Here is a 20,286-nt window from a genome sequence, read left to right as displayed (position 1 = left end):
CCTTAAGACTGTAGAGCGTCATTTAGTCGATTTAGACGCCCTCTGATACTACTATCAATAACCATATCGCCCGTACGAATAATAAAACCAGAAATGAGCGATTTATCAATATGACATTTTAGTTTTACTTTTCGTGATAAACGTTTTTCGACTGCGACAGAAATTTTATTAAGTTGTTCACTGGTAAGCTCATTAGCAGAAATAACCTCAACATCTGCTTGTGCTTCTTTATCTAAACAGTATTGCTCAAACAAACTTAATACTTCAGGAAGAAGAGATAAACGTTTGTTTTCAGCCATAACTTTAATAAAATTAGTGCTAAACTCATCTAATACATCTTTACAGATATTGATGAGTAAGTTAGCCACTGAATCAGTTTTCATGTCAGATGTTAAGATACTTCTTATTTGAGCATCTTTGCTCACTTCAGATGTTAACACCAACATTTTGTGCCATGATTCGATGCTATTTTTTTCAACAGCAAAGTCGAAAGCGGCTTTAGCATAAGGGCGAGCAATCGTAATTAAGTCAGCCATTGCTCTATTCTCCTTATAGTTCAGCTACGAGTTTATCAATGATGTCGCTGTTAGCGGCTTCATTAACAGAACGTTCAATAATTTTTTCTGCACCGGCAATAGCGAGTGTAGCGACTTGTTGTTTAAGCTCTTCTCTAGCGCGTTTGCGCTCAGCTTCAACTTCAGCAAGTCCTTGAGCAACAATCCTTTCTTTTTCACGAGAAGCTTCTTGTTGTGCTTCTTCAAGAATGGCTGCTTTGCGTTTATTCGCTTGCTCAATAATTGCATTAGCCTCAACCTTAGCCTGTTGCATTATGTCAGATGTATTTGCTTTGGCTAATTCCAAATCTTTTTTTGCTGTTTCTGCTGAAGCAAGTCCATCTGCTATCTCTTTTTGGCGTTTTTCAATCGCTCGGATAACGGGTGGCCAAACAAACTTCATACAGAACCAAACAAACAATACAAATGTAATTGCTTGGCCGAGGAGAGTTGCGTTCATATTCATGAGACAATTCCTCTTAAATTATTATTAGCCTGCAACAGCAAAAATGACATATAACGCAATACCTACACAAATCATAGGGATCGCATCAACTAAGCCCATAACGATAAAGAATTGGGTACGTAACATAGGCATTAATTCTGGTTGGCGAGCAGCACCTTCTAAGAATTTACCACCTAATAAACCAATACCAACTGCACCACCGATTGCAGCTAATCCCATCATTAAGCCTGCGGCTACATATAAAATTTCCATTATATACTCCAGTTTATTATCAAAAAAATTTAAAAATTAATGATCTTCTGTTGCCGAAGCCATCGCTAAATAGACAATCGTCAACACCATAAAAATAAATGCTTGTAAGGTAATTATCAGAATATGGAAAATAGCCCATGGTAATGATAATACCCATTGTGACCACCAAGGTAATAGTGCTGCAATTAAGATGAAGATAAGTTCACCTGCATACATGTTACCGAAAAGTCGTAATCCTAATGAGACAGGTTTAGCTAATAAACTAACAAGTTCTAGGACTAAGTTAATTGGTGCAAATGCCCAATGATTAAAAGGATGTAAAGTATATTCTTTAATAAAACCTGTAATCCCTTTATATTTGATTGAATAGAAGATGATAAGTGCAAAGACACCTAAAGACATTGACATGGTAATACTAACGTCAGCTGTCGGTACGACTCTTAAATGTGATAAACCTAAATATTGCCCAGCGTAAGGTAGGAAATCAACGGGGATCAGATCTAGTAAGTTCATTAAAAATACCCAAATAAACACAGTAAGCGCTAAAGGAGCAATAAGTTTATTTTGGCCAGTAAACATGTCTTTGACGGTATTATTGACAAATTCAAAGATCATCTCGACTGCACATTGAAGTTTACCTGGTACGCCACTCGTTGCTTTCCTTGCAACACGATGGAAAATCCATAAAAACAGCACACCAAGTAAAATTGAAAAGAACAATGAATCAAGATTAAAGGTCCAAAAACCAGAACCGACTTGCAAGTTCTCTAGATGGTGTTTTATATAAGCTTGCGGTGAAGCTGGAGAGGAAACTGCCATATAACCCTCTTACCTATTTCTAAAAATAAAAACTACAGCTTGTTATATTTTTTACCTTAAAAGGTATAAACAATTACTGCAATAACCGAAGCTGTTATTTTAAACCTAATTGCCTATATTAAGTCAACAACTGATTAAAAAAATAAAGAATTTAGACACTTTTTACTAATTTTGCGTAAAGAATAACAGCTTTAATAGTCACTTTATTAGAAATAATTATCACCAATAGCCTAATTAATGAAGAAAAAATAGGCTAATTTGATTGTTTAACCGCATCAGCAATTTTTTCAGCAAGTTGCTGAACTTGTGATCGATTGCTACCTTCAACCATCACTCTAATAAGAGGCTCTGTGCCTGACTTACGTATGAGTACTCGTCCATTATTACCGAGTTGTTGTTCTGCCTGTGCAATGGCTGATTTGACCTCAGGATTCATTAATGGATCATTTTTACCAGAGAAACGAACATTAATTAATATTTGTGGTAGCATTGTCATACCACTACATAAATCAGCTAATGACATATTATTACGTACCATGGCAGCTAAAACTTGTAAGCCTGCAACAATACCATCACCGGTAGTCGTTTTATCCAGATGTAGAACATGACCTGAATTTTCAGCGCCTAATCGCCAATTTTTTTCAACAAGCATTTCAAGGACATATCTATCGCCGACTTTTGCTCTTACAAATGGAATTCCAAGATTTTTAAGGGCGATTTCCAGTCCCATATTACTCATTAGCGTACCGACCACACCACCTTTAAGCTGACCCTGTCTTAATGCTTCTCGAGCGATGATATAAATAATTAAGTCACCATCAATTTTATTACCTTTATGGTCAACCATAATAATACGATCGCCATCACCATCAAGAGCGAAGCCTAAATCGGCTTTTTCATTGATAACTTGCTCAGTTAACGCTTTTACATCAGTGGCACCACAATTTTCATTGATGTTAACTCCATCAGGATCACAGCCAATTTTGATCACTTTGGCGCCAAGCTCACGCAATACTTTCGGGGCAATGTGGTAAGTGGCTCCATTGGCACAATCCACCACAATTTTTAGGCCTGATAAACTTAAATCGTGATCAAAAGTACTTTTACAAAACTCAATATATCGACCTGCAGCATCAGTTATTCGACTGGCTCGACCTAACTGTTTTGATTCGACGCAATCGATCTCTTTCTCTAGTTGTGCTTCGATTTCTAACTCAATTGCATCATCAAGTTTGCGTCCTTCGTTTGAGAAAAATTTAATGCCATTATCATAGAAAGGATTATGTGAAGCAGAAATGACTACACCTGCATCAGCACGAAATGTACGAGTTAAATAAGCAATCGCCGGTGTTGGCATTGGCCCAGTAAATGCAGCTGCTACACCCGCCGAAGCAAATCCTGCTTCTAATGCTGATTCCAGCATATAGCCTGAAATGCGAGTATCTTTACCGATGATGACTTTTTTTACACCATCTTTAGCCAGTACTCGCCCAGCAGCCCAACCTAATTTGAGAGCAAAATCAGGTGTTATAGGATATTCTCCAACTTTTCCACGAATACCATCTGTCCCAAAATATTTCCGATTAGACATGTTATTTCCTCATACAGAATTTTTATTTAACTCATTGCCAGCGTTATAATGTTAATGTTAGTGCTATTTTATAAAAGTGCTTAGCTAAACTATTCTCGATTATCGTTAGCAAACTTCAATAACACTTGGCTTTCTTTAATAAAACGCTCGGCATAATTACCAAACCATTTGGTTACTTCATTAAAATTCTCAATGAATTTTGTTTTATCTCTTTGTTCGATTAATTCAACCATTTGCCCAAAACATTGATAGTAGCGTTTAATTAATTCAATGTTGGCATCTGACGCCATGATGATATCGGCATAAAGCACTGGATCTTGAGCAAATAATCGGCCTACCATCATTAACTCAAGTCGATAAATAGGTGATGATAGGGTAACTAATTGCTCTAAATCAGCGTGTTCTCGTTGTAAATTTACACCATATGAGAATGAAGTAAAATGACGCAAGGCTTGAATAAATGACATGCATTTATCATGTTCTTTAGCATCAATTGCACATAAATTTGCTCCCCAAATCCGCATTTGTTCAATTAACCATTGGTATTGTTCTGGGTAACGTCCTTGACAGTAAACAATAACTTGTTTAGCTAAATTAGGTACATCAGGGCCGAACATAGGATGTAAGCCAACTACAGGGCCAGCATGTTTAGTTAACATCGCTTGTAATGGTTTGACTTTGATTGAAGTAAAATCAGTTAAAATGCAATCTTTAGGTAGTGGTGGTAATTGTTCAATTATTTCACAAGTTTTGTTGATAGGCACTGTCACAATAACTGCAGCTGCATCAGCGACTACTTCTGCAGCTTGATGCATCGTTTTTGAGCCTAGTGTTTTGACTTGGTAACCAGATAAGGTAAATAATCTGGCGAATAGTCGGCCCATTTGGCCATTACCGCCAATAATAACAATTGATCCTTTACCGGAGTAAACTTTTTTAAACCCTTTATCATTTTCACTAATATAAGACTCACGCATTAAACGACGTAAAATATCTTCAATTAGCGCTGGTGATATACCTAAATCTTCGGCTTCTTGTTTCCGTTTAGCTAACATATCCGCTTCACGTTTTGGATCGTAAATTGGAATTCCATGCTCGCTTTTCACTTCACCAACTTCGGCCACTAATGCTAGTCGCTGACTAATTAAAGATAAAATCGATTTATCTACTTCATCAATTTTATTGCGCAATGCAAGTAATTCCTTTGACATATTTGCTGGATCCTTTATCACAAGTTATAGCTTTTACTGTAATTGCTTAACAGTATAACGTATTTTTGGTAGCATGGGTTAATAGCAAAATTAAATCAAATACAATAAATTTATGATTAAAGTTATCTCATTTAACATTAATAGCCTTCGGGCAAGAATTCACCAATTAGCTGCGATTATTGATAAACATCAGCCAGATATCATTGGCTTGCAAGAGACCAAAGTTCATAACGATCAATTTCCAATTGAGGAACTAGCACAGTTCGGTTATCACTTACATTATCATGGTCAAAAAGGGCATTATGGCGTGGCATTATTGACTAAGCAAAAACCATTATCAGTCCAATGTGGTTTTCCAACTGATGAGGAAGGTGCACAATGTCGATTAATTATGGCTGAATTACCGACTAGTCAAGGTAATTTAATCGTTATCAATGGCTATTTTCCTCAGGGAGAAAGTTTACACCATGAAATCAAATACCCTGCTAAACGTAAATTTTATCAGGATTTAAATCAGTACATACAAAGCCAGCAACTTAATAGTCAATTATCCTTAATTATGGGGGATATGAATATTTGTCCAACTGATTTAGATATCGGTATTTCTGATGAAAGTCGTAAACGATGGTTGCGTACTGGTAAATGTTCTTTTTTGCCTGAAGAACGTGAATGGATAAATAATTTAATGTCTCTTGGTTATACTGATACTTATCGTCATGCTAATCCTGAATCGCAACGATATTCATGGTTTGATTATCGTTCTAAAGGATTTGATAGTGAAACTGGATTAAGAATTGATTTAATATTAGCCAGCCAAAAGTTACAGCAATATTGTCAGCAAACCGGTATCGATTATGATATTCGCGGTATGGAAAAACCATCTGACCATGCACCGATCTGGGCACAATTTGATTTAGATTAAACTTCAACCATAAGGATAATAGTATGCAAAGCAGTTCGATTTTATCGGTTAAAGATCTTAACCAAATGGTTAAAGATCTGCTTTCTGATGCTATTGGACAAATTTGGTTAGTGGGGGAAATTTCTAATTTTTCTCGCCCTTCTTCTGGCCATTGGTATTTCACACTAAAAGATGAAGTTGCTCAAGTGCGTTGTGCTATGTTTCGTAATAGTAATTTTCGCACCGGATTTACTCCACAAAATGGTCAACAAGTGTTGGTAAATGCTTCGGTAACGCTTTATGAAGCACGTGGCGAATATCAATTGGTCATTAATAAAATGCAACCCGCGGGTGCCGGATTGTTACAACAAAAGTTTGAGCAGTTAAAACAAAAACTGTCAGAAGAAGGATTGTTTGATCCTATTTATAAACAAACACTACCCGATAATATTCGTACGGTTGGAATTATTACTTCCGCAACTGGAGCTGCGTTGCATGATATTTGCCAGATATTAAATCGACGCGATCCTAGTTTGCATTTGATTATCTATCCAACTCAGGTACAAGGTAATGAAGCGGCTGCCCAAATAGCAAGGATGATTGAAATTGCCAATGTACGCCAAGAATGTGATGTGCTAATAGTTGGGCGAGGTGGTGGCTCACTAGAGGATCTTTGGACATTTAATGAAGAAGTGGTTGCAAGAGCAATTTTTGCTAGCCGAATACCGATTGTCAGTGCTGTTGGTCATGAAATCGATTTTACGATTGCTGATTTTGTTGCTGATGTTCGTGCAGCAACGCCATCCGCAGCAGCCGAGCTGGTAAGTCGAGACAAACTAGAGCAAATTAAGCGTTTGCAAGTTCAAGAACAATATTTATGCATGGCGATGGATTACTATTTAATGCGCCGACGAGAACGCTTAAATAAATGGCGCCATCAATTACAAACACAGCACCCTCAAGCAAAATTATCAAAACAATTAAATCGTTTATTAACTGATCGTCATGCCTTGTTTGAAAATATGCAGCAATATTTATTAAGGCAATCTTATCGCCATAATCTGCTTGATAAACGTTTGGTTCGTGTTTCACCACAACATAAAATTCTTAATTATGGGCAGAGCCTTGAGCAAAAACAGCAACAAATCATTAATTTGATTCAAAACAAGCTGACAGATGCTAAGCATCAGTTTGTATTACAAACATCTCAGCTGAATAGTGTTAGTCCACTAGCAACCCTAGAACGAGGTTATTCAGTAACAACTAATCAGCAACACAAAGTGATACGCTCAGTTGAACAAGTCGTTATTGGAGAAATTATTGAAACACAGTTAAAAAGTGGCAAAGTAACTAGTCAAATTATTGAGATTAATAAAAAATCTAATTCACAATAGTTTTGTTAAGATTTGAAAAATTAACTTATTATAGCTTAATTGAAAATTAACTTTTTATTTAGCTATTTTGTTTTTATTAATAGTCTATCTTATTTAATAAATTTAATGTGCGAAATTGGATAAAATTGTATCTTAAATAGTATTAAGGATATAATATTCAGCAAATTTATTAAAAAATACTAAGAGAATAAAGTGGTTATGCATCCTCCAATAGGTATTGATTTAGGTACTACCAATAGTTTGATTTGTGTTTGGCAAAATGGTCAATCAACGCTTATTCCCAACGCTATCGGCGAAGTTGTTACGCCATCGGTGGTCAGCATTGATGAAGATAACTCTATTTTAGTTGGTCATGCTGCTTTATCACGTTTAACCACTCATCCTAGCCGTAGTGCTGCGGCATTCAAACGTTTTTTAGGCTCAAGTAAAGTTTTTGAATTAGGTGAGCAAAAATTCACTCCAACTGAACTTTCCGCATTGGTTTTAAAATCATTAAAAGCCGATGCTGAAGCTTTTTTAAAACAAGAGATTCGTGATGTAGTAATATCCGTACCTGCTTATTTTAATGATGAACAGCGTAAACAGACTCGCTTTGCTGCTGAGCTAGCTGGCTTAAATGCTGTGCGTTTAATTAATGAACCTACAGCTGCCGCCATGGCGTATGGGTTACATGAAGAACAATCTGGAAATACCTTAGTTTTTGATTTAGGTGGTGGTACATTTGATGTTACTGTGTTGGAATATAGCATGCCAATCATTGAGGTTCATGCTTCAGCTGGTGATAATTACTTAGGTGGTGAAGATTTTACTCATGAACTTGTTAAAGCTTGTTTAAGCGAATGGGAACTCAAACAAGCCGATATACCTATTGATGATTATGCTCGCTTGCTAGATTTAGCTGAACAACTAAAATGTAAACTAAGTGGTGAACAAATACATAATTTGACTTGGTCTTGGCAAGATAAGTTGTGGCAATTTTCATTAAATGAAGTAAGAGCTAAATCAATTTGGTTACCTTTACTTAATCGCTTACGAGCACCTGTTGAACAGGCTCTAAGTGATGCTCGCTTAAAACCCAATGAACTTGAGCATATTGTCTTAGTTGGTGGTTCATCGCAGTTAGGTGTAGTGCGAGAGTTAGTAACCAAATTATTTGCCAAATTACCTTACCGTCACATTAATCCAACGACTATTGTTGCACAAGGGGCAGCAGTGCAAGCGGCATGTCGTTTACGTGATGTTGATGTTGAAGAAGTGATTCTTACCGATGTGTGCCCATATACGTTAGGTATTGAAAGTAGCTCTGGTAATATAAATGGTTTATTTACGCCGATTATTGAACGTAATACGATTGTTCCAACGTCAAAAGTAAAAACCTTTTCTACGACACACCCACAACAAAAAAGCATTATGCTTTCAGTTTATCAAGGTGAAAACCCTCGGGTAGAAAATAATGTTCTAATTGATGAATTTGAAGTTCCTTTAAAGCCAATGGAAAAAATACAAGGGATTGATGTTCGTTTTAGTTATGATTTAAATGGTTTGCTCGAAGTTGATGTAGTATTGCTTGAAACTGGCGTATTGCATGGCAAAGTGATTGATCATAGTCCAATAGGGTTAACAGATAAGCAAAAACAAGAGAGCCATGAACGACTGGCTGCACTTAAGATTCATCCGCGTGATGAAATGCCAAATCGCACTTTATTAGCACGATTAGAACGAGCATGGGCACAGTCATTGGGTGATGAACGAATATTAATTGGATCATATATTGAAGCTTTTATGCAAGTACTTGATCAGCAGAATCCGGAAGAAATCGAGCAAGTACGCAGTGAGATAGAGGTAAATCTTAGCGAGCTTAATCGATAATCATTACCTTTTATAAAATTCCCCCCCTTTGCTAATCAGAAAATAGTCTTTCAAAGGGAGGGATATTCAGATGATTTATTTTTGAGGTTATTCTTCTATTGGTGGTCCGTAGCGGTTGGTCTCATTAACAGTTGAAAGCCAACACGGCAATAATAGCAATGGTAATAAAATTGTGGCTGATACAAAATAATAGATACCTCCATTAGAATAACAGTCATTTAAGCGTCGTTTTATTGCAAAAACACTATTGATTGTTGCTAATCCGCATAATACAAGCATAATTGGATGATCTAAATTAGTTTTTTTTGCTGCCTCTATTATTAGTAAAAATAAAGGTAAACTAAAAAAGCCCATTTGTTTTAAGAAACCAGTTAAATTGGTTCGGCCTCTCCAACGCCAAATTTGCCACCATTCATTTGGCGGAAATGATTTTGATTGAAGCTTTTTCTGGTGATCCATATTTTTGGCTAACAGCAATGCTGAGGATAATTTAATTATGCTATTATTATCATTATTTTGTCCAATTTTTTCTAGTACTTCGATATCCTCTTCTTCGCATAGCGAATCATCTTTGTCTAACTTTTTATTTATAGCATATAATTTATCTATGTTTTGCAATTCATCATTATGTTTCTTAAGGGATGACGGAATAGATAATTTGTCACAAAATGCGTTAGCAAGTTTTTTTAACTGTAGATCATCGCCAGCAAGTTTTTGTAGTATTTGGTGTAGTTTTGTTTTTTGATTTGGTTTATCAAAAACAATCATATACAGTAACATTAAACAACTTACTGATTTGTTGGCTAGTTTATGTGCCCATCTTTGTTCAACTATTTGTTCAATTTCATCCCAATTAACCTCTTCTGGCGAGTCGGTAAACGCCTCAATCGAATTGGGATAATTAACCAACATACTGCCAATCAACTGGTTATCAGTATCGATTAAATTATATAATTCTGTATCATTTTGCCATTCGTTAGACTTAAAGGTATTGATCAGCGGCACTAGCGGATCATTTTCTGGAAGTAAAAATAAGTTATCTTTTTCACGAATAAAGTCCGCGGCTTTAATTGGTGAATTGGCAATAGTAATGGCTAATAAACAGTAACGATACCATTGCCAATAAGCATTTTTATCAGCCTCAATAATTGATTGTTCAGGTGATTTAGGTAAATTATTAACCCCCCTAAATTGATAATATATCGGCCAATCAAACATTTCCATATTTCGATAAGTTACATTGCGGTATAAATGTAATTTGGCGACAAACGGGATATCATCAAATCTATCTAACCATAATCGACCATATAAAAACTGATTGCCTTTTTCGTTATCTGGATCAAATTTAGTCGGGATAGTTGCATTTTCATCACTTTGGTACAACCATTGTTTAAACTCCTGAACGGGTGGCAAATTAGTGAGCCATTCAAGGTGTTGTCTAGCTTGACGCTGTAAATTTTGTAAAATAAATTGTTCAAACTCATCTTCACTTGAGTCAGCTAAGATTTCTTGCAAAAGAGTTTTATTACCGTGTCGTAGCATGATTGCATGTCGGTATAAACGATATAACCGATTGTTTCCATCATCGCATAATAAAGTGTGTAGAACTTGACGATAATTCCAATGATTATCCAGAGCCCAGGTTATAACAGCCGCAATTTCATTGCTGTAGTTTTGTTTCCTAAATTTCAGTAGTCGAGAAATTGTTGATGGCGTAAATTGCGGAATACTATATATATAAGTTTCCTGATCTTCTGCCGTTAAACAATAACATTGGTTTAATGCCAGAATTAATAATGGTAGATAATCAAACCGATTTTTGGAACACCATAACATTAACCAGCTGGTGGCCTTTTCTTGATATTGCGGTAAACGATAAAGTTCTAACCAAAGTGATAAGGCGTTTTGTTCGTCTTCAAGCAGTGAATACTGCATTGCGGCGACAGCTTTCCATTGTTCCTGAATTTGCTGTTCTTGATTAGGATCGGCAATACAAGTTAAGGCATAGTCTAATAATCCTCTATTTGGCGATTTAGCAAAATAATACCAATCGGCTAATTCTTGCATGAACTCTGGATTATCAGGTAGGTAAACTACAGTATGAATAGATAAATATTCTGCTAACTCTACTGCTGGTTTTTCCCAGAAAAGCCATCTAGCACAACGAGCATAGTCGATGGTTACATTTTGTATGGCTTTGTTCGTTCTTGGTAAGCAGTCGTAATCAAAAAAATCACCACGATCAATATGATCAAAAAAGTTCTCATACATATCAGCGTCGTTGGGCGAATAACTTTTTATTTGCTGACGCCAGCGTAGATTATCAGCTAATATTTTCACACATGATAGTGATATCGTCACAGTGTCATAACTGATATCTAACAGTTTCCATTTAGCAATTTCCAGTATAGACATTGGGTAATCATAAAATGAAGCAACAAATTTATGCCACTCATTCACATCATGGCATCGAACAGGATCATCGAGTAATGCTTGATAGTTATCACAGATTTCTTTGACTTGTTGCTCTTCTGCGGTGAGGGGTTTTATGACCTCTTCAGCGAGATTTTCTTGATTTAATTCTTCAGTTATTGATTCTGGTGATTTTGCATACTGCATTGCTAATTCATAGGCTTCGCGTAGCGCTTTAAAACCATCAGGATCTGTTTCAGGATGATATTCAGGTAGTTTTGCCCGATATGCTTGTCGAATCACGGCGATATCGGTAGTTTTCTCAATTGCTAATAATTGCCAAAAATTGTTATTCATGACCAAGCATACTCCATTAATGATTCAGGTTTTTCCAATTCTTCTATCTCAATATGCCAAGGCAGGTGATGATAAGGGGAATCTTCGTCGGTATATAATTTAGTCATGGTCCATGTTTGGGATGAACGGCATAAGTCACAACGTAATCTTTCTAAATCTTCTTTATTAGTCAATGATTCCCAATATTGATAACCGACAAACCAACCAGAAAAATAACTTTGCCATGATGAATAATAATATTGTGCTCGCAGTCCTATTCTATACAAAATCCAAAGGGCTTCTTCTTCAGTAATAAATTTATTGGTGATGCCATTACGTAATATATATCCCATACGTGCGTAATCCCAACTACGGATGCCTCCTGCACCACATTCAGAATAAGTCTGTTCAACAAATTCGAGCAAAACTTTATCATAATCGCTCTGTTTCTCGGTGTAATTTAACCAATCTAATGCCGATAGACGAGGATACATAAAGTAATGTTTAGATAAGGCTGTTGCATGACCATCATCGACCATATTAAAAACCATTGCTAATAGTGTTTCTCGAGAGTGGATGCCCCAGTCTTTTTGCATATCAATATATTCATAACCTGGGAAAAAAAATGGTGAGGTATAACTTGCACCACTCTCTTTATTTAAGGCAACCATTGGTGCTGATAGACCATATAACCAATCGATATAATCTTGATTCATCGCTTTATTCCATTAATTTTTTATACAACCTTTTTATAAACGATAACAGATTTTATAAAAAAATAAATGTTTGTTATAACAATTAAATTAATTACTTTTTTGCTATAGATTAGCTAAAAAAATCGAAAGATTTTATTTTTTAGAACAATAAAATTATTTTGCAAAACTATATCTACAAGGCATAATAAAAACTATTCATCAGTATTTGAATTCTACTGAGTAGTAAATAAAAGGAGTGATAATGAAAAAATTTTTCTTAGTAACAGCATTAGTAACGAGCGCATTAATGCTACAAGGTTGTGTTGCTGCTGTTATTGGTGTCGGTGCTGGAGCTACTGCAAAAGTTGCCACTGATCCACGTACCACCGGAACACAAGTTGATGATACGACCCTGAACACTCGAATGAATAATAAGTTAAGTGAAAATGGGCCTTTCTTTATTGGTTCACGTATCTCTTCAAGTACTTATGATGGCAATATTGTTTTGACAGGCCAAGCCAATGCTGAACAAATTGAAAAAGCTGAACGTTTAGCTTATCAAGTTGAAGGTGTAAAAAAAGTTTATAACCAAATTCGCGCAGGAGAGCCAGTTGGGGCAGGAACTATTACCAATGATATGTGGATAACCACCAAAGTTAAATCTCAACTTGTAATGAATTCTAAAACCAAAGCACGTAATATCAAAGTCGTTACTGAAAATGGCGAGGTATTTTTAATCGGTATTGTCAGCAACGAAGAGGGAAAAGAAGCCGCTACCATTGCTAGTAAAGTTGCTGGTGTGAGAAAGGTGGTTACATTATTTACCCTTCGTTAATTACGAATGTAAAAGCTAAAAGGCTTCAAAAAGGGAGAAATTATTCTCCCTTTTTTACTTAACTACCTGCTAATTTAATACGTTCAATTATTTTTTCAATCCCTTGTAGCCGAGATTGGCTCAACTCATCAGTAATTTTTAATTGCTTTAATATTGCAAGAAAATCGATGGCTTTGATTTGTTCTGCTGTTTTATGATTGGCAATAATAATTAAAATAGCTAGCAAGCCTTTTACGATTCTACCTTCACTATCACCTTGAAAGGTAAAAGTATTATCTAATTGTTTTTCATTAGTTAGCCATACCCGATTTTCACAACCATAAATTTGGTTGGATTCTATTTTTTTTATATCCGGAAAATTAGGTAATTGTTTTGCTAAGGCAATTAATTGTCTATAACGATCTTGCCAGTTATGTTGTTTAGAAAATAATTCAAATAAAGTTTGTTGTGATAGCATAATTAAAACCGATTAGTAATTGAACAAGTCATTAACGTTTCTTTGATTAACTACATATATAGCTTAAGTGAGTAATTCAATGGCATTTTGTAATGCTGTAATAAAATGATCAATATCGTGCTGATTATTATATGGCATAAGTGAAATACGAATAACACCATGACAACCAAGTTTATCCATAAGTGGTTTAGCACACAATTCACCGGTTCGGATGGCAATATTTTGTTCGCTTAATAAAATAGCGATATCATTATGATGAATGTTTTGTATATTAAAGCTAATGATAGGGCTATTGCTAACGCTATAAAATTGTATATTAGTTAACTGGCTTAATTTTGATTCAGTATAGCTTGCTAATTGTTTTATATAATTTTCTAATTGTGCTTCATTCCACTTTGTTAACCAGTCTAAGGTTGCTTTAAAACCAATAATGCCCGCTATATTTTGTGTACCAGCTTCAAATTTATAGGGAAGATCTTCAACTGTAAATCCGGTAAATGAAGCCGCTTTTAACATTTTACCGCCGCCATGCCAAACATCCATTTGATTGAGTAAATGTTGTTTTCCATATAGTATCCCCAATCCAGTTGGGCCATATAACTTATGAGCAGAAAAGGCATAAAAATCAATATTTAATTTTTCAACATCAATCGGATGATGTACAACGCCTTGAGCGCCATCCACGACTAATACCGCATTGGTTTGATGAACTAGTTGACTAATTTGGGCTAAATCTGGACAAAAACCAGTAACGTTAGACATTTGAGTTATGGCAACAATTTTGGTTTTCGCTGAGAGTAATCTTGAAAGCTCATCAATATCTGCTGACCACTTAATGATCTTTGCGCCAGTTTGTTTCGCTACAATAAGCCAAGGTAACAAGTTGCTGTGATGTTCTAACTCACTAACAATGATCTCATCACCTATATGTAATTGTGCTCTAGCATAACTTTGAGCAATTAGGTTGATTGATTCGGTTGTGCCACGAGTCCAAATTATTTCACAATGTGACTTAGCATGAAGTAGATCAGCAATATTTTGCCTTGTTTGATCAATCGTTGCGGTGACTTGTAGCGCATCTTGATGTAAACTACGTTGCGCTGTTGCAGTGTTATGCCCGTAATACTCAACGGTTGCATCGATCATGGCTTGCGGTTTCAGCGCGGTAGCGGCTGAATCAAGATACACATTATGGCTAGTTAGGGCAGGGAAATCTGCCCTAAATTTTTCGAGTAGCAGCATATTATTGTGTAAGTTCAAGTCCTGCAATTCCATTCCAATAACCGTTACAGTCTCGTTTATGTTCAATGTGTAAAGGATTTAGTCCTTCTTCATTAGCTCTAAATTGCTTAACTACCTCGAGTGTTTCAATTCCAAGCGGAGAAATTCGCACGATATCAACTAATCCTTTCATCTCTTTTAGATTATTACCTAAGTTATAACAGTAGCCACTTTGTGTTTGAATACCGTTAAGAACAAATACTTTTTGTTGTTCTTGAGAAAATACTTCTCGACCAACGGGATATTTAATACAGCAAGTCTCACATTTATCTTTTGGTTTATCTTCCGATCTAGCAGTAAAACAGCGGGCAGAATAGGCTAATGGTAAATAGCCATAACTAAATACTTCAACTTCAAAATTGCGCTCAATTTTCAATGCATCAAATTGTTTTAAAACATTACTTAACCAATCGCGAGAAAGTTCAACTGGCATACACCAACGCACCATACCTTGTTTTTGTAATAATTTTAGGGTTAATGCGTTATAACAGTTAATAGCCGGACCCGCGACAAAAGGTAAATTATTGTCATGAGCGACATTAATTGCTGCTAAATCATTAGCTTCAATTAAAAAATCACCATTATTAACTAGTTGTTTTAAATCAATTAGTTCTGATGGCGCTTCAAGCAGTGCTAGGGTAGAAAGTACGACTTGTTTACCAGATTTGGCAATTTCTTTGGCTAAATCTAACCAATTAGGTACTTTCATTTCCCGACGCTTGGTGCATACCGTTTCGCCCATATAAATAATATCTGCGTCACTATCTTTTGCTGCTTGGTAAAAAGCTTCGGTTTCAATTTTAGGCCAATAATAAAGCACAGGGCCTAACGCATATTTCATAGTCTTGCTCACTATATCTGTATTTAATTATTTTAAATAGTCAATGTTTGATAGCTATTTTCTAGCGCTAATATCAAAAGTCATCTAGATTAGTATCATATTTATTTTATTGGTAAATATGAGTAAATATGTTTACGCTTTATTGCCATTTACGATGGTAAGCACCTAATGTTGTTTGTGTGCCTTCTGATACTGATCCTAATGTATCCATCCAGTTCTTTTCTGCTTGGAATGTTTGAGGATTAGCTTTATAACGATCAATAGCTTGTCGCCAAACTTTGGTTACTTGTTCCACATAAGCTGGACTACGCTGCCGACCCTCAATTTTTACTGAGGCAATGTTGGCAGCAAATAGTTCAGGTAACAGTTCAATGGTATTTAAACTTGTTGGTTCTTCAATCGGGTGATACAGTTCATCGCCAACAAAATAGCGTCCTTTACATAAGGTTGGGTAACCCGCATTTTCACCTTTCTTATGGCAATCGATTAATACATTATTTAGTCTAGATTCAAGCCCTTTATCGGTCTCTTCCCAACGGACAAATTTCGCTGGTGAACAAGCTCCTACGGTATTGGGGGATTCGCCGGTTAAATATGAGGATAAATAACAGCGGCCTTCTGCCATAATACATAAGCTACCGAACGCAAATACTTCCAATGGTACTGGAGAGACTTGTGATAACTGTTTTACTTGATGCATGGATAACACTCGCGGTAAAACAATACGATGTACCTGGAAGTTATTATGATAAAACTTAATTGATTCTTCATTGGTTGATGATGCTTGAACCGAGACATGGCGTTCAAGATTAGGATGTTTTTCGGCTGCATAATCAAGCATTGCTAAATCAGAAATGATTAGGGCATCGGCACCAATGTTTGCTGCTGTATCGACTGCATATTGCCAGCGTTCAAAGTTTTCCGGATGAGCAAAGGTATTAATTGCGATGTGTAACTTTTTTCCATGCTTATGTACATATTCAGATGCTTCAATTAAACGCTTTTCATTAAAATTTAATCCCGCAAAATGACGAGCATTGGTATCATCTTTCAAACCAATATAAACGGCATCAGCACCGTTATCGATTGCTATTTTTAATGATGGTAACGAGCCGGCAGGGCAAAGAAGTTCCATATTTATACCTTTAGATTCTGCATTTTATTCGCCGTGTATTATGCAATAATTCTGACTGTAATGCGAATAGAAAGCAGGCAAAGTCACTAAAAACATAATAAATGATAGATCAATAGTGTCATATAAAAAAATAATTAATAGTGAAATTGTTTCTGATATCAACTACCTAGGCATAATCTTTGCTATACCTAGGTAAAAGTTAGTGACTTTTGCATGCGACTTAGAAATGTTTATTTTATATTATTCCCCAATAAAATATAGCAACATGATTAATTCACCATTGCTTATTGTTGAATGAATGATATTCAATACTTCATCGTTATGGTCATAAACGGTTGGTTGGCTACTGGTCGGTGAAAAACTGTCATTACTAGTAACAGCTCTAATTGGTGATTATATTTTTTAGATTATGGTTATTTTGGGATGATTTATTGAGTTTGGCTTTGTAAAAATAATTGAGAAGTGTATGCCGTCTTATTGATATTAGGATATGAATGAAATGGTAGAGTTTGCGAGAATTATGTGTAAAAGAGCTAACTATGTCTAAAGTATATTCTAAGCTAAAATCAACCACATGCAAAGAATTGACACCGCTACCCACCGAGCGGTTTTATACTATTGGTTACACACCTAACGGCGGATTTAGCAACCCCCAGCCGCAGCTCACTATTAAGGAGCGCTGGCTTGAGCAGATAGGCTTCTTTGCTGGGCACCCGGTCATCATTAAGGTTGAGCAGGATAAGTTAATTATTGAACTTGCTATGCAGATCTAGAAATGGATAAAAATAAGATCCCCACAGCGTGGGGATCTTATTTTTATAGGGTTTATCGGGTCAATCTAAGAGCATTAAATGCCCCGCACTTGTTACATAACATCTGACGCTCAATTTCAGAAGGATTATTTTCATTTGAAATATCCGTTACCTGCAAATAAGTTTTTTGGCACACAGGGCAAAGTACTTTTATTGTTGGATCTGTAGCAATACTTTTTCCTGCTTCAATCCATTTCATAACTGTTTCACTACTCATATTATTTGTTCCCTAAAATATTTGATGCTTTTTCTGCAAAATCAAATGCAGCTTTTGCTTCTTGTGCTGCTAAAGCTCCAGATACGCCACCTGCGGAGGATGATGTATATAAGCGATGTAATTCATGCAATATTGTTTTTTGTAATTCAGCTTGTGACTTAAACGCTGCTTTACCAATTAGAAAACCATTTTCACCAAACATTGTCATTCCAGAAGCTGGTAGATTCGGTTCGTATTGTATGGTTCTACCATTAATAACAACTGTAACGGGTTGACCAGTTACATGAGCTTGCTGGATTTGAGTCATCGCTTTTGAATCTAAAATACCTTGAGCCTCATTAATAATCTTGGTCTCTGTTTGATTAAATCCCTTGATTACATTATCAGTTTGTCCACTCATCCCTTTTCCAGCAGTATTACTAGCTTTATTTAGTGAGCTTACGTCAAGAGCGTTTAGTTTATTCTGAGCTTCTTTAACCAACTGACTAGCTTTTTTTGTATCGCCTACTTTTAATGCCGCTTTTGCTTCTTTTAAGAGCTTACCAACTTCATCACCTATTATTGGAGTAAAATCAAGGAGTGTATTTTCTATATCAGCTAAAAGTTCACCGGCCTCTTTATAGAGCTCTATAATTTCTTTCTGAATTTCAGCTGATTGCTCAAGTTTAGCGAGTTCACGTGTATTGTCATCTAAATTATTACAAACATCATCTGTATAGCAATTGTATTCAGCTATCTTTTTTGATTCTGTGAAAAAGAAATCAAAAACACGATTCTCTTCATTATTCTCAACCGCATTTTTACTACTAATAGCTGCACTGGCATGACCAAAATTACCTCCTGTAGCGGCAGTAGCAAGACCTGCTGCTAACTGCGATAGTGCACTGATGGTTTCTTTATTTAATTGGGTTCCCTAGTAAGCTAATTATTTTATTTTTATCATAAGATAAATCTATTCCTGAAGGTAATTCACTAATATAAGGAGAATAATTAGGTTGATTATTAGTTAAATACAAATGTATTCGTTTTAAATTATTGTTGATTAATATAAGTCCAATTCCCTAGCGTAAGAATTTATAATATTTGAATTTTTCATGGCCGCTATATTCTTTAGAATCTTCTGATATCACTAGTTTTTCTCCTATAGAATTCATCAAAACAACAAATTTATCGGGTGTTTCGGATGTACTTAAAGCTTCAATAAACTCTTTCCATTCTAACATAATGAATAAATCCCCTTTTCTTTGTTACGTGTTTTTATCTTATTAATACAGCCAATGTTATCAAACAAAGAGTCCCATTTTTATTAAACTCAAAATGTAATGAATAATGTGTCATATGATATAATATCCAACGATTCACATATCCCAAAAAAGGACTTTGTTCATTTCCACCCACTTTTAATGGTTTCCCTAATAACTCAATGACCATTTTTTCAGTATATTGAAAATCGATCCCATTCAATAATTTTCCATGATATATAGAATAATTATCCTTTTCCTTACAAAAGAATTGAATATGATTCAGATATTTTTTTCGAAAACCGATAAGCATACCTGTTTGAAAAAACTCATAATATTTAGTTCTATCAGGATCATTATATTCAATAAGATCTTCTGATATTTCAGGATTTTCACCAATTTCATCTTTTAGCGTATAAAACTCTGAAGAATTTTCAGATTTACCTAATACATTAACTAATTGCTGCCATTTAATCATGATCAATAGATCCCCTTTTCTTTGTTACGTGTTTTTATCTTATTTATGGCATCTTCTATTAATTTCGGATCATACCCTTTTTCAATCATATTTTTTCGTAATGCGTCTGTATCTCTTTTAACTGCTTCATAAAGGTTTTCTGCATCTTTCATGATTTGTTCTGCAGTGTTTTTACCTCCATATGTTGGTCCTGCTTGATGAACATCTCTAGGAACTTCAACAGCTGTTGCTTCTGCATATAGTTTTTTCGTTTCTGTTGGAGTTAAAGGTCGTCCAAGCCTGGTTTCTTCAGCCTTTTTTAATGCAGCAAATGATGGAATATGATCATGCTCTAGTCCATCACCAACTTTTGCCTTTGCTTTAAGTTCCCTAAAAGTGCCGACATCAAGAGCTTTTACTTTATCCTGAGCTTCTTGAACCAACTCACTGGCTTTTTTTGTATCGCCTAATTTTAATGCGGCTTTTGCTTCTTTTAATACCTTACCAACA

21 protein-coding genes and 2 pseudogenes are annotated in these 20,286 nt (G+C 35.5%); 5 read left to right on the top strand and 18 right to left on the bottom strand.

Annotation, left to right across the window (positions count from 1 at the left end; translation table 11 throughout):
- Nucleotides 1-2 precede the first annotated feature (2 nt).
- The 6 genes from atpH to tyrA form a co-directional block, all read right to left on the bottom strand.
- Nucleotides 3-536: a F0F1 ATP synthase subunit delta gene (atpH, locus tag H3T54_RS10265; protein WP_198222439.1), complete on the bottom strand. Its 534-nt coding sequence runs from the start codon at nt 534-536 to the stop codon at nt 3-5.
- Nucleotides 537-549: 13 nt separating this feature from the next.
- Nucleotides 550-1,020: a F0F1 ATP synthase subunit B gene (gene atpF, locus H3T54_RS10260; protein WP_034901512.1), complete on the bottom strand. Its 471-nt coding sequence runs from the start codon at nt 1,018-1,020 to the stop codon at nt 550-552.
- A 24-nt stretch (nt 1,021-1,044) separates the two neighbouring features.
- The gene (gene atpE, locus H3T54_RS10255; protein WP_370527378.1) at nt 1,045-1,272 is read right to left on the bottom strand and encodes a F0F1 ATP synthase subunit C; all 228 of its coding nucleotides are present in this window, start codon (nt 1,270-1,272) and stop codon (nt 1,045-1,047) included.
- 36 nt (nt 1,273-1,308) lie between these two features.
- Nucleotides 1,309-2,091: a F0F1 ATP synthase subunit A gene (atpB, locus tag H3T54_RS10250; protein ID WP_110446932.1), complete on the bottom strand. Its 783-nt coding sequence runs from the start codon at nt 2,089-2,091 to the stop codon at nt 1,309-1,311.
- Between the two features lie 253 nt (nt 2,092-2,344).
- Entirely contained in the window at nt 2,345-3,682 is a 1,338-nt protein-coding gene (gene glmM / locus H3T54_RS10245; RefSeq protein ID WP_198222441.1) for a phosphoglucosamine mutase, read from the bottom strand.
- 89 nt (nt 3,683-3,771) lie between these two features.
- A complete protein-coding gene (tyrA, locus tag H3T54_RS10240) occupies nt 3,772-4,893 on the bottom strand; it encodes a bifunctional chorismate mutase/prephenate dehydrogenase (RefSeq protein ID WP_110446934.1) in 1,122 nt (373 codons plus the stop codon).
- Nucleotides 4,894-5,008: 115 nt separating this feature from the next.
- Here tyrA and xthA point away from each other — a divergent pair, with 115 nt between their 5' ends.
- From xthA to H3T54_RS10225, 3 genes are all read left to right on the top strand, one after another.
- Nucleotides 5,009-5,815, top strand: a complete 807-nt coding sequence (gene xthA, locus H3T54_RS10235) for an exodeoxyribonuclease III (protein ID WP_086359659.1) — start codon at nt 5,009-5,011, stop codon at nt 5,813-5,815.
- A 23-nt stretch (nt 5,816-5,838) separates the two neighbouring features.
- Nucleotides 5,839-7,188 (top strand): exodeoxyribonuclease VII large subunit, encoded by a 1,350-nt coding sequence (gene xseA / locus H3T54_RS10230; RefSeq protein ID WP_198222443.1) that lies wholly within the window; start codon nt 5,839-5,841, stop codon nt 7,186-7,188.
- Nucleotides 7,189-7,386: 198 nt separating this feature from the next.
- Nucleotides 7,387-9,057 (top strand): molecular chaperone HscC, encoded by a 1,671-nt coding sequence (locus H3T54_RS10225; protein ID WP_198223331.1) that lies wholly within the window; start codon nt 7,387-7,389, stop codon nt 9,055-9,057.
- Nucleotides 9,058-9,144: 87 nt separating this feature from the next.
- Here H3T54_RS10225 and H3T54_RS10220 read toward each other — a convergent pair whose 3' ends face one another.
- A complete protein-coding gene (locus H3T54_RS10220) occupies nt 9,145-11,826 on the bottom strand; it encodes a J domain-containing protein (protein ID WP_198222447.1) in 2,682 nt (893 codons plus the stop codon).
- The gene (locus H3T54_RS10215; RefSeq protein WP_198222449.1) at nt 11,823-12,521 is read right to left on the bottom strand and encodes a DUF1266 domain-containing protein; all 699 of its coding nucleotides are present in this window, start codon (nt 12,519-12,521) and stop codon (nt 11,823-11,825) included. The genes H3T54_RS10220 and H3T54_RS10215 overlap by 4 nt, the downstream gene beginning before the upstream one ends.
- A 241-nt stretch (nt 12,522-12,762) precedes the next feature.
- Between H3T54_RS10215 and dolP the strand changes: the two genes are divergently transcribed.
- Entirely contained in the window at nt 12,763-13,335 is a 573-nt protein-coding gene (gene dolP, locus H3T54_RS10210) for a division/outer membrane stress-associated lipid-binding lipoprotein (RefSeq protein ID WP_198222451.1), read from the top strand.
- Between the two features lie 58 nt (nt 13,336-13,393).
- Here the strand turns inward: dolP and csdE are convergent, their stop codons facing one another.
- From csdE to H3T54_RS10190, 4 genes are all read right to left on the bottom strand, one after another.
- Nucleotides 13,394-13,792 (bottom strand): cysteine desulfurase sulfur acceptor subunit CsdE, encoded by a 399-nt coding sequence (gene csdE, locus H3T54_RS10205; protein WP_198222453.1) that lies wholly within the window; start codon nt 13,790-13,792, stop codon nt 13,394-13,396.
- A 63-nt stretch (nt 13,793-13,855) separates the two neighbouring features.
- Nucleotides 13,856-15,067: a cysteine desulfurase CsdA gene (gene csdA / locus H3T54_RS10200; protein ID WP_198222455.1), complete on the bottom strand. Its 1,212-nt coding sequence runs from the start codon at nt 15,065-15,067 to the stop codon at nt 13,856-13,858.
- A complete protein-coding gene (locus H3T54_RS10195) occupies nt 15,036-15,914 on the bottom strand; it encodes a U32 family peptidase (protein WP_086362690.1) in 879 nt (292 codons plus the stop codon). Before H3T54_RS10195 ends, csdA begins: the two co-directional genes overlap by 32 nt.
- Nucleotides 15,915-16,053: 139 nt before the next feature.
- Nucleotides 16,054-17,049 carry a peptidase U32 family protein gene (locus H3T54_RS10190; protein ID WP_198222457.1) on the bottom strand — a complete coding sequence of 332 codons (996 nt, stop codon included), beginning with the start codon at nt 17,047-17,049 and terminating at the stop codon, nt 16,054-16,056.
- Nucleotides 17,050-17,588: 539 nt separating this feature from the next.
- Here H3T54_RS10190 and H3T54_RS10185 point away from each other — a divergent pair.
- A complete protein-coding gene (locus H3T54_RS10185; protein ID WP_198222459.1) occupies nt 17,589-17,822 on the top strand; it encodes a SymE family type I addiction module toxin in 234 nt (77 codons plus the stop codon).
- 52 nt (nt 17,823-17,874) lie between these two features.
- Here the strand turns inward: H3T54_RS10185 and H3T54_RS10180 are convergent, their stop codons facing one another.
- From H3T54_RS10180 to H3T54_RS10160, 6 genes and pseudogenes are all read right to left on the bottom strand, one after another.
- Entirely contained in the window at nt 17,875-18,078 is a 204-nt protein-coding gene (locus H3T54_RS10180) for a hypothetical protein (protein WP_110446942.1), read from the bottom strand.
- Between the two features lies 1 nt (nt 18,079).
- Nucleotides 18,080-18,478: a hypothetical protein gene (locus tag H3T54_RS11900; RefSeq protein WP_232351575.1), complete on the bottom strand. Its 399-nt coding sequence runs from the start codon at nt 18,476-18,478 to the stop codon at nt 18,080-18,082.
- A 393-nt stretch (nt 18,479-18,871) separates the two neighbouring features.
- Nucleotides 18,872-18,967: pseudogene (locus H3T54_RS12120) on the bottom strand (VENN motif pre-toxin domain-containing protein); the annotation flags it as partial.
- A gap of 172 nt (nt 18,968-19,139) precedes the next feature.
- On the bottom strand, nt 19,140-19,301 hold the full coding sequence (locus H3T54_RS10170; protein ID WP_158092504.1) for a hypothetical protein: 162 nt from the start codon (nt 19,299-19,301) through the stop codon (nt 19,140-19,142).
- Nucleotides 19,302-19,335: 34 nt separating this feature from the next.
- Entirely contained in the window at nt 19,336-19,797 is a 462-nt protein-coding gene (locus H3T54_RS10165; protein ID WP_086362884.1) for a hypothetical protein, read from the bottom strand.
- A 2-nt stretch (nt 19,798-19,799) separates the two neighbouring features.
- Nucleotides 19,800-20,286, bottom strand: a pseudogene (locus H3T54_RS10160) (hypothetical protein); the annotation flags it as partial.

Source organism: Gilliamella sp. B14384G10, assembly GCF_016101685.1.
In the GTDB taxonomy this organism is placed as follows: domain Bacteria; phylum Pseudomonadota; class Gammaproteobacteria; order Enterobacterales; family Orbaceae; genus Gilliamella; species Gilliamella apis_A.
Note: the sequence above shows the minus strand (reverse complement) of the source record. Positions and strands in the feature narration are given on the sequence as shown.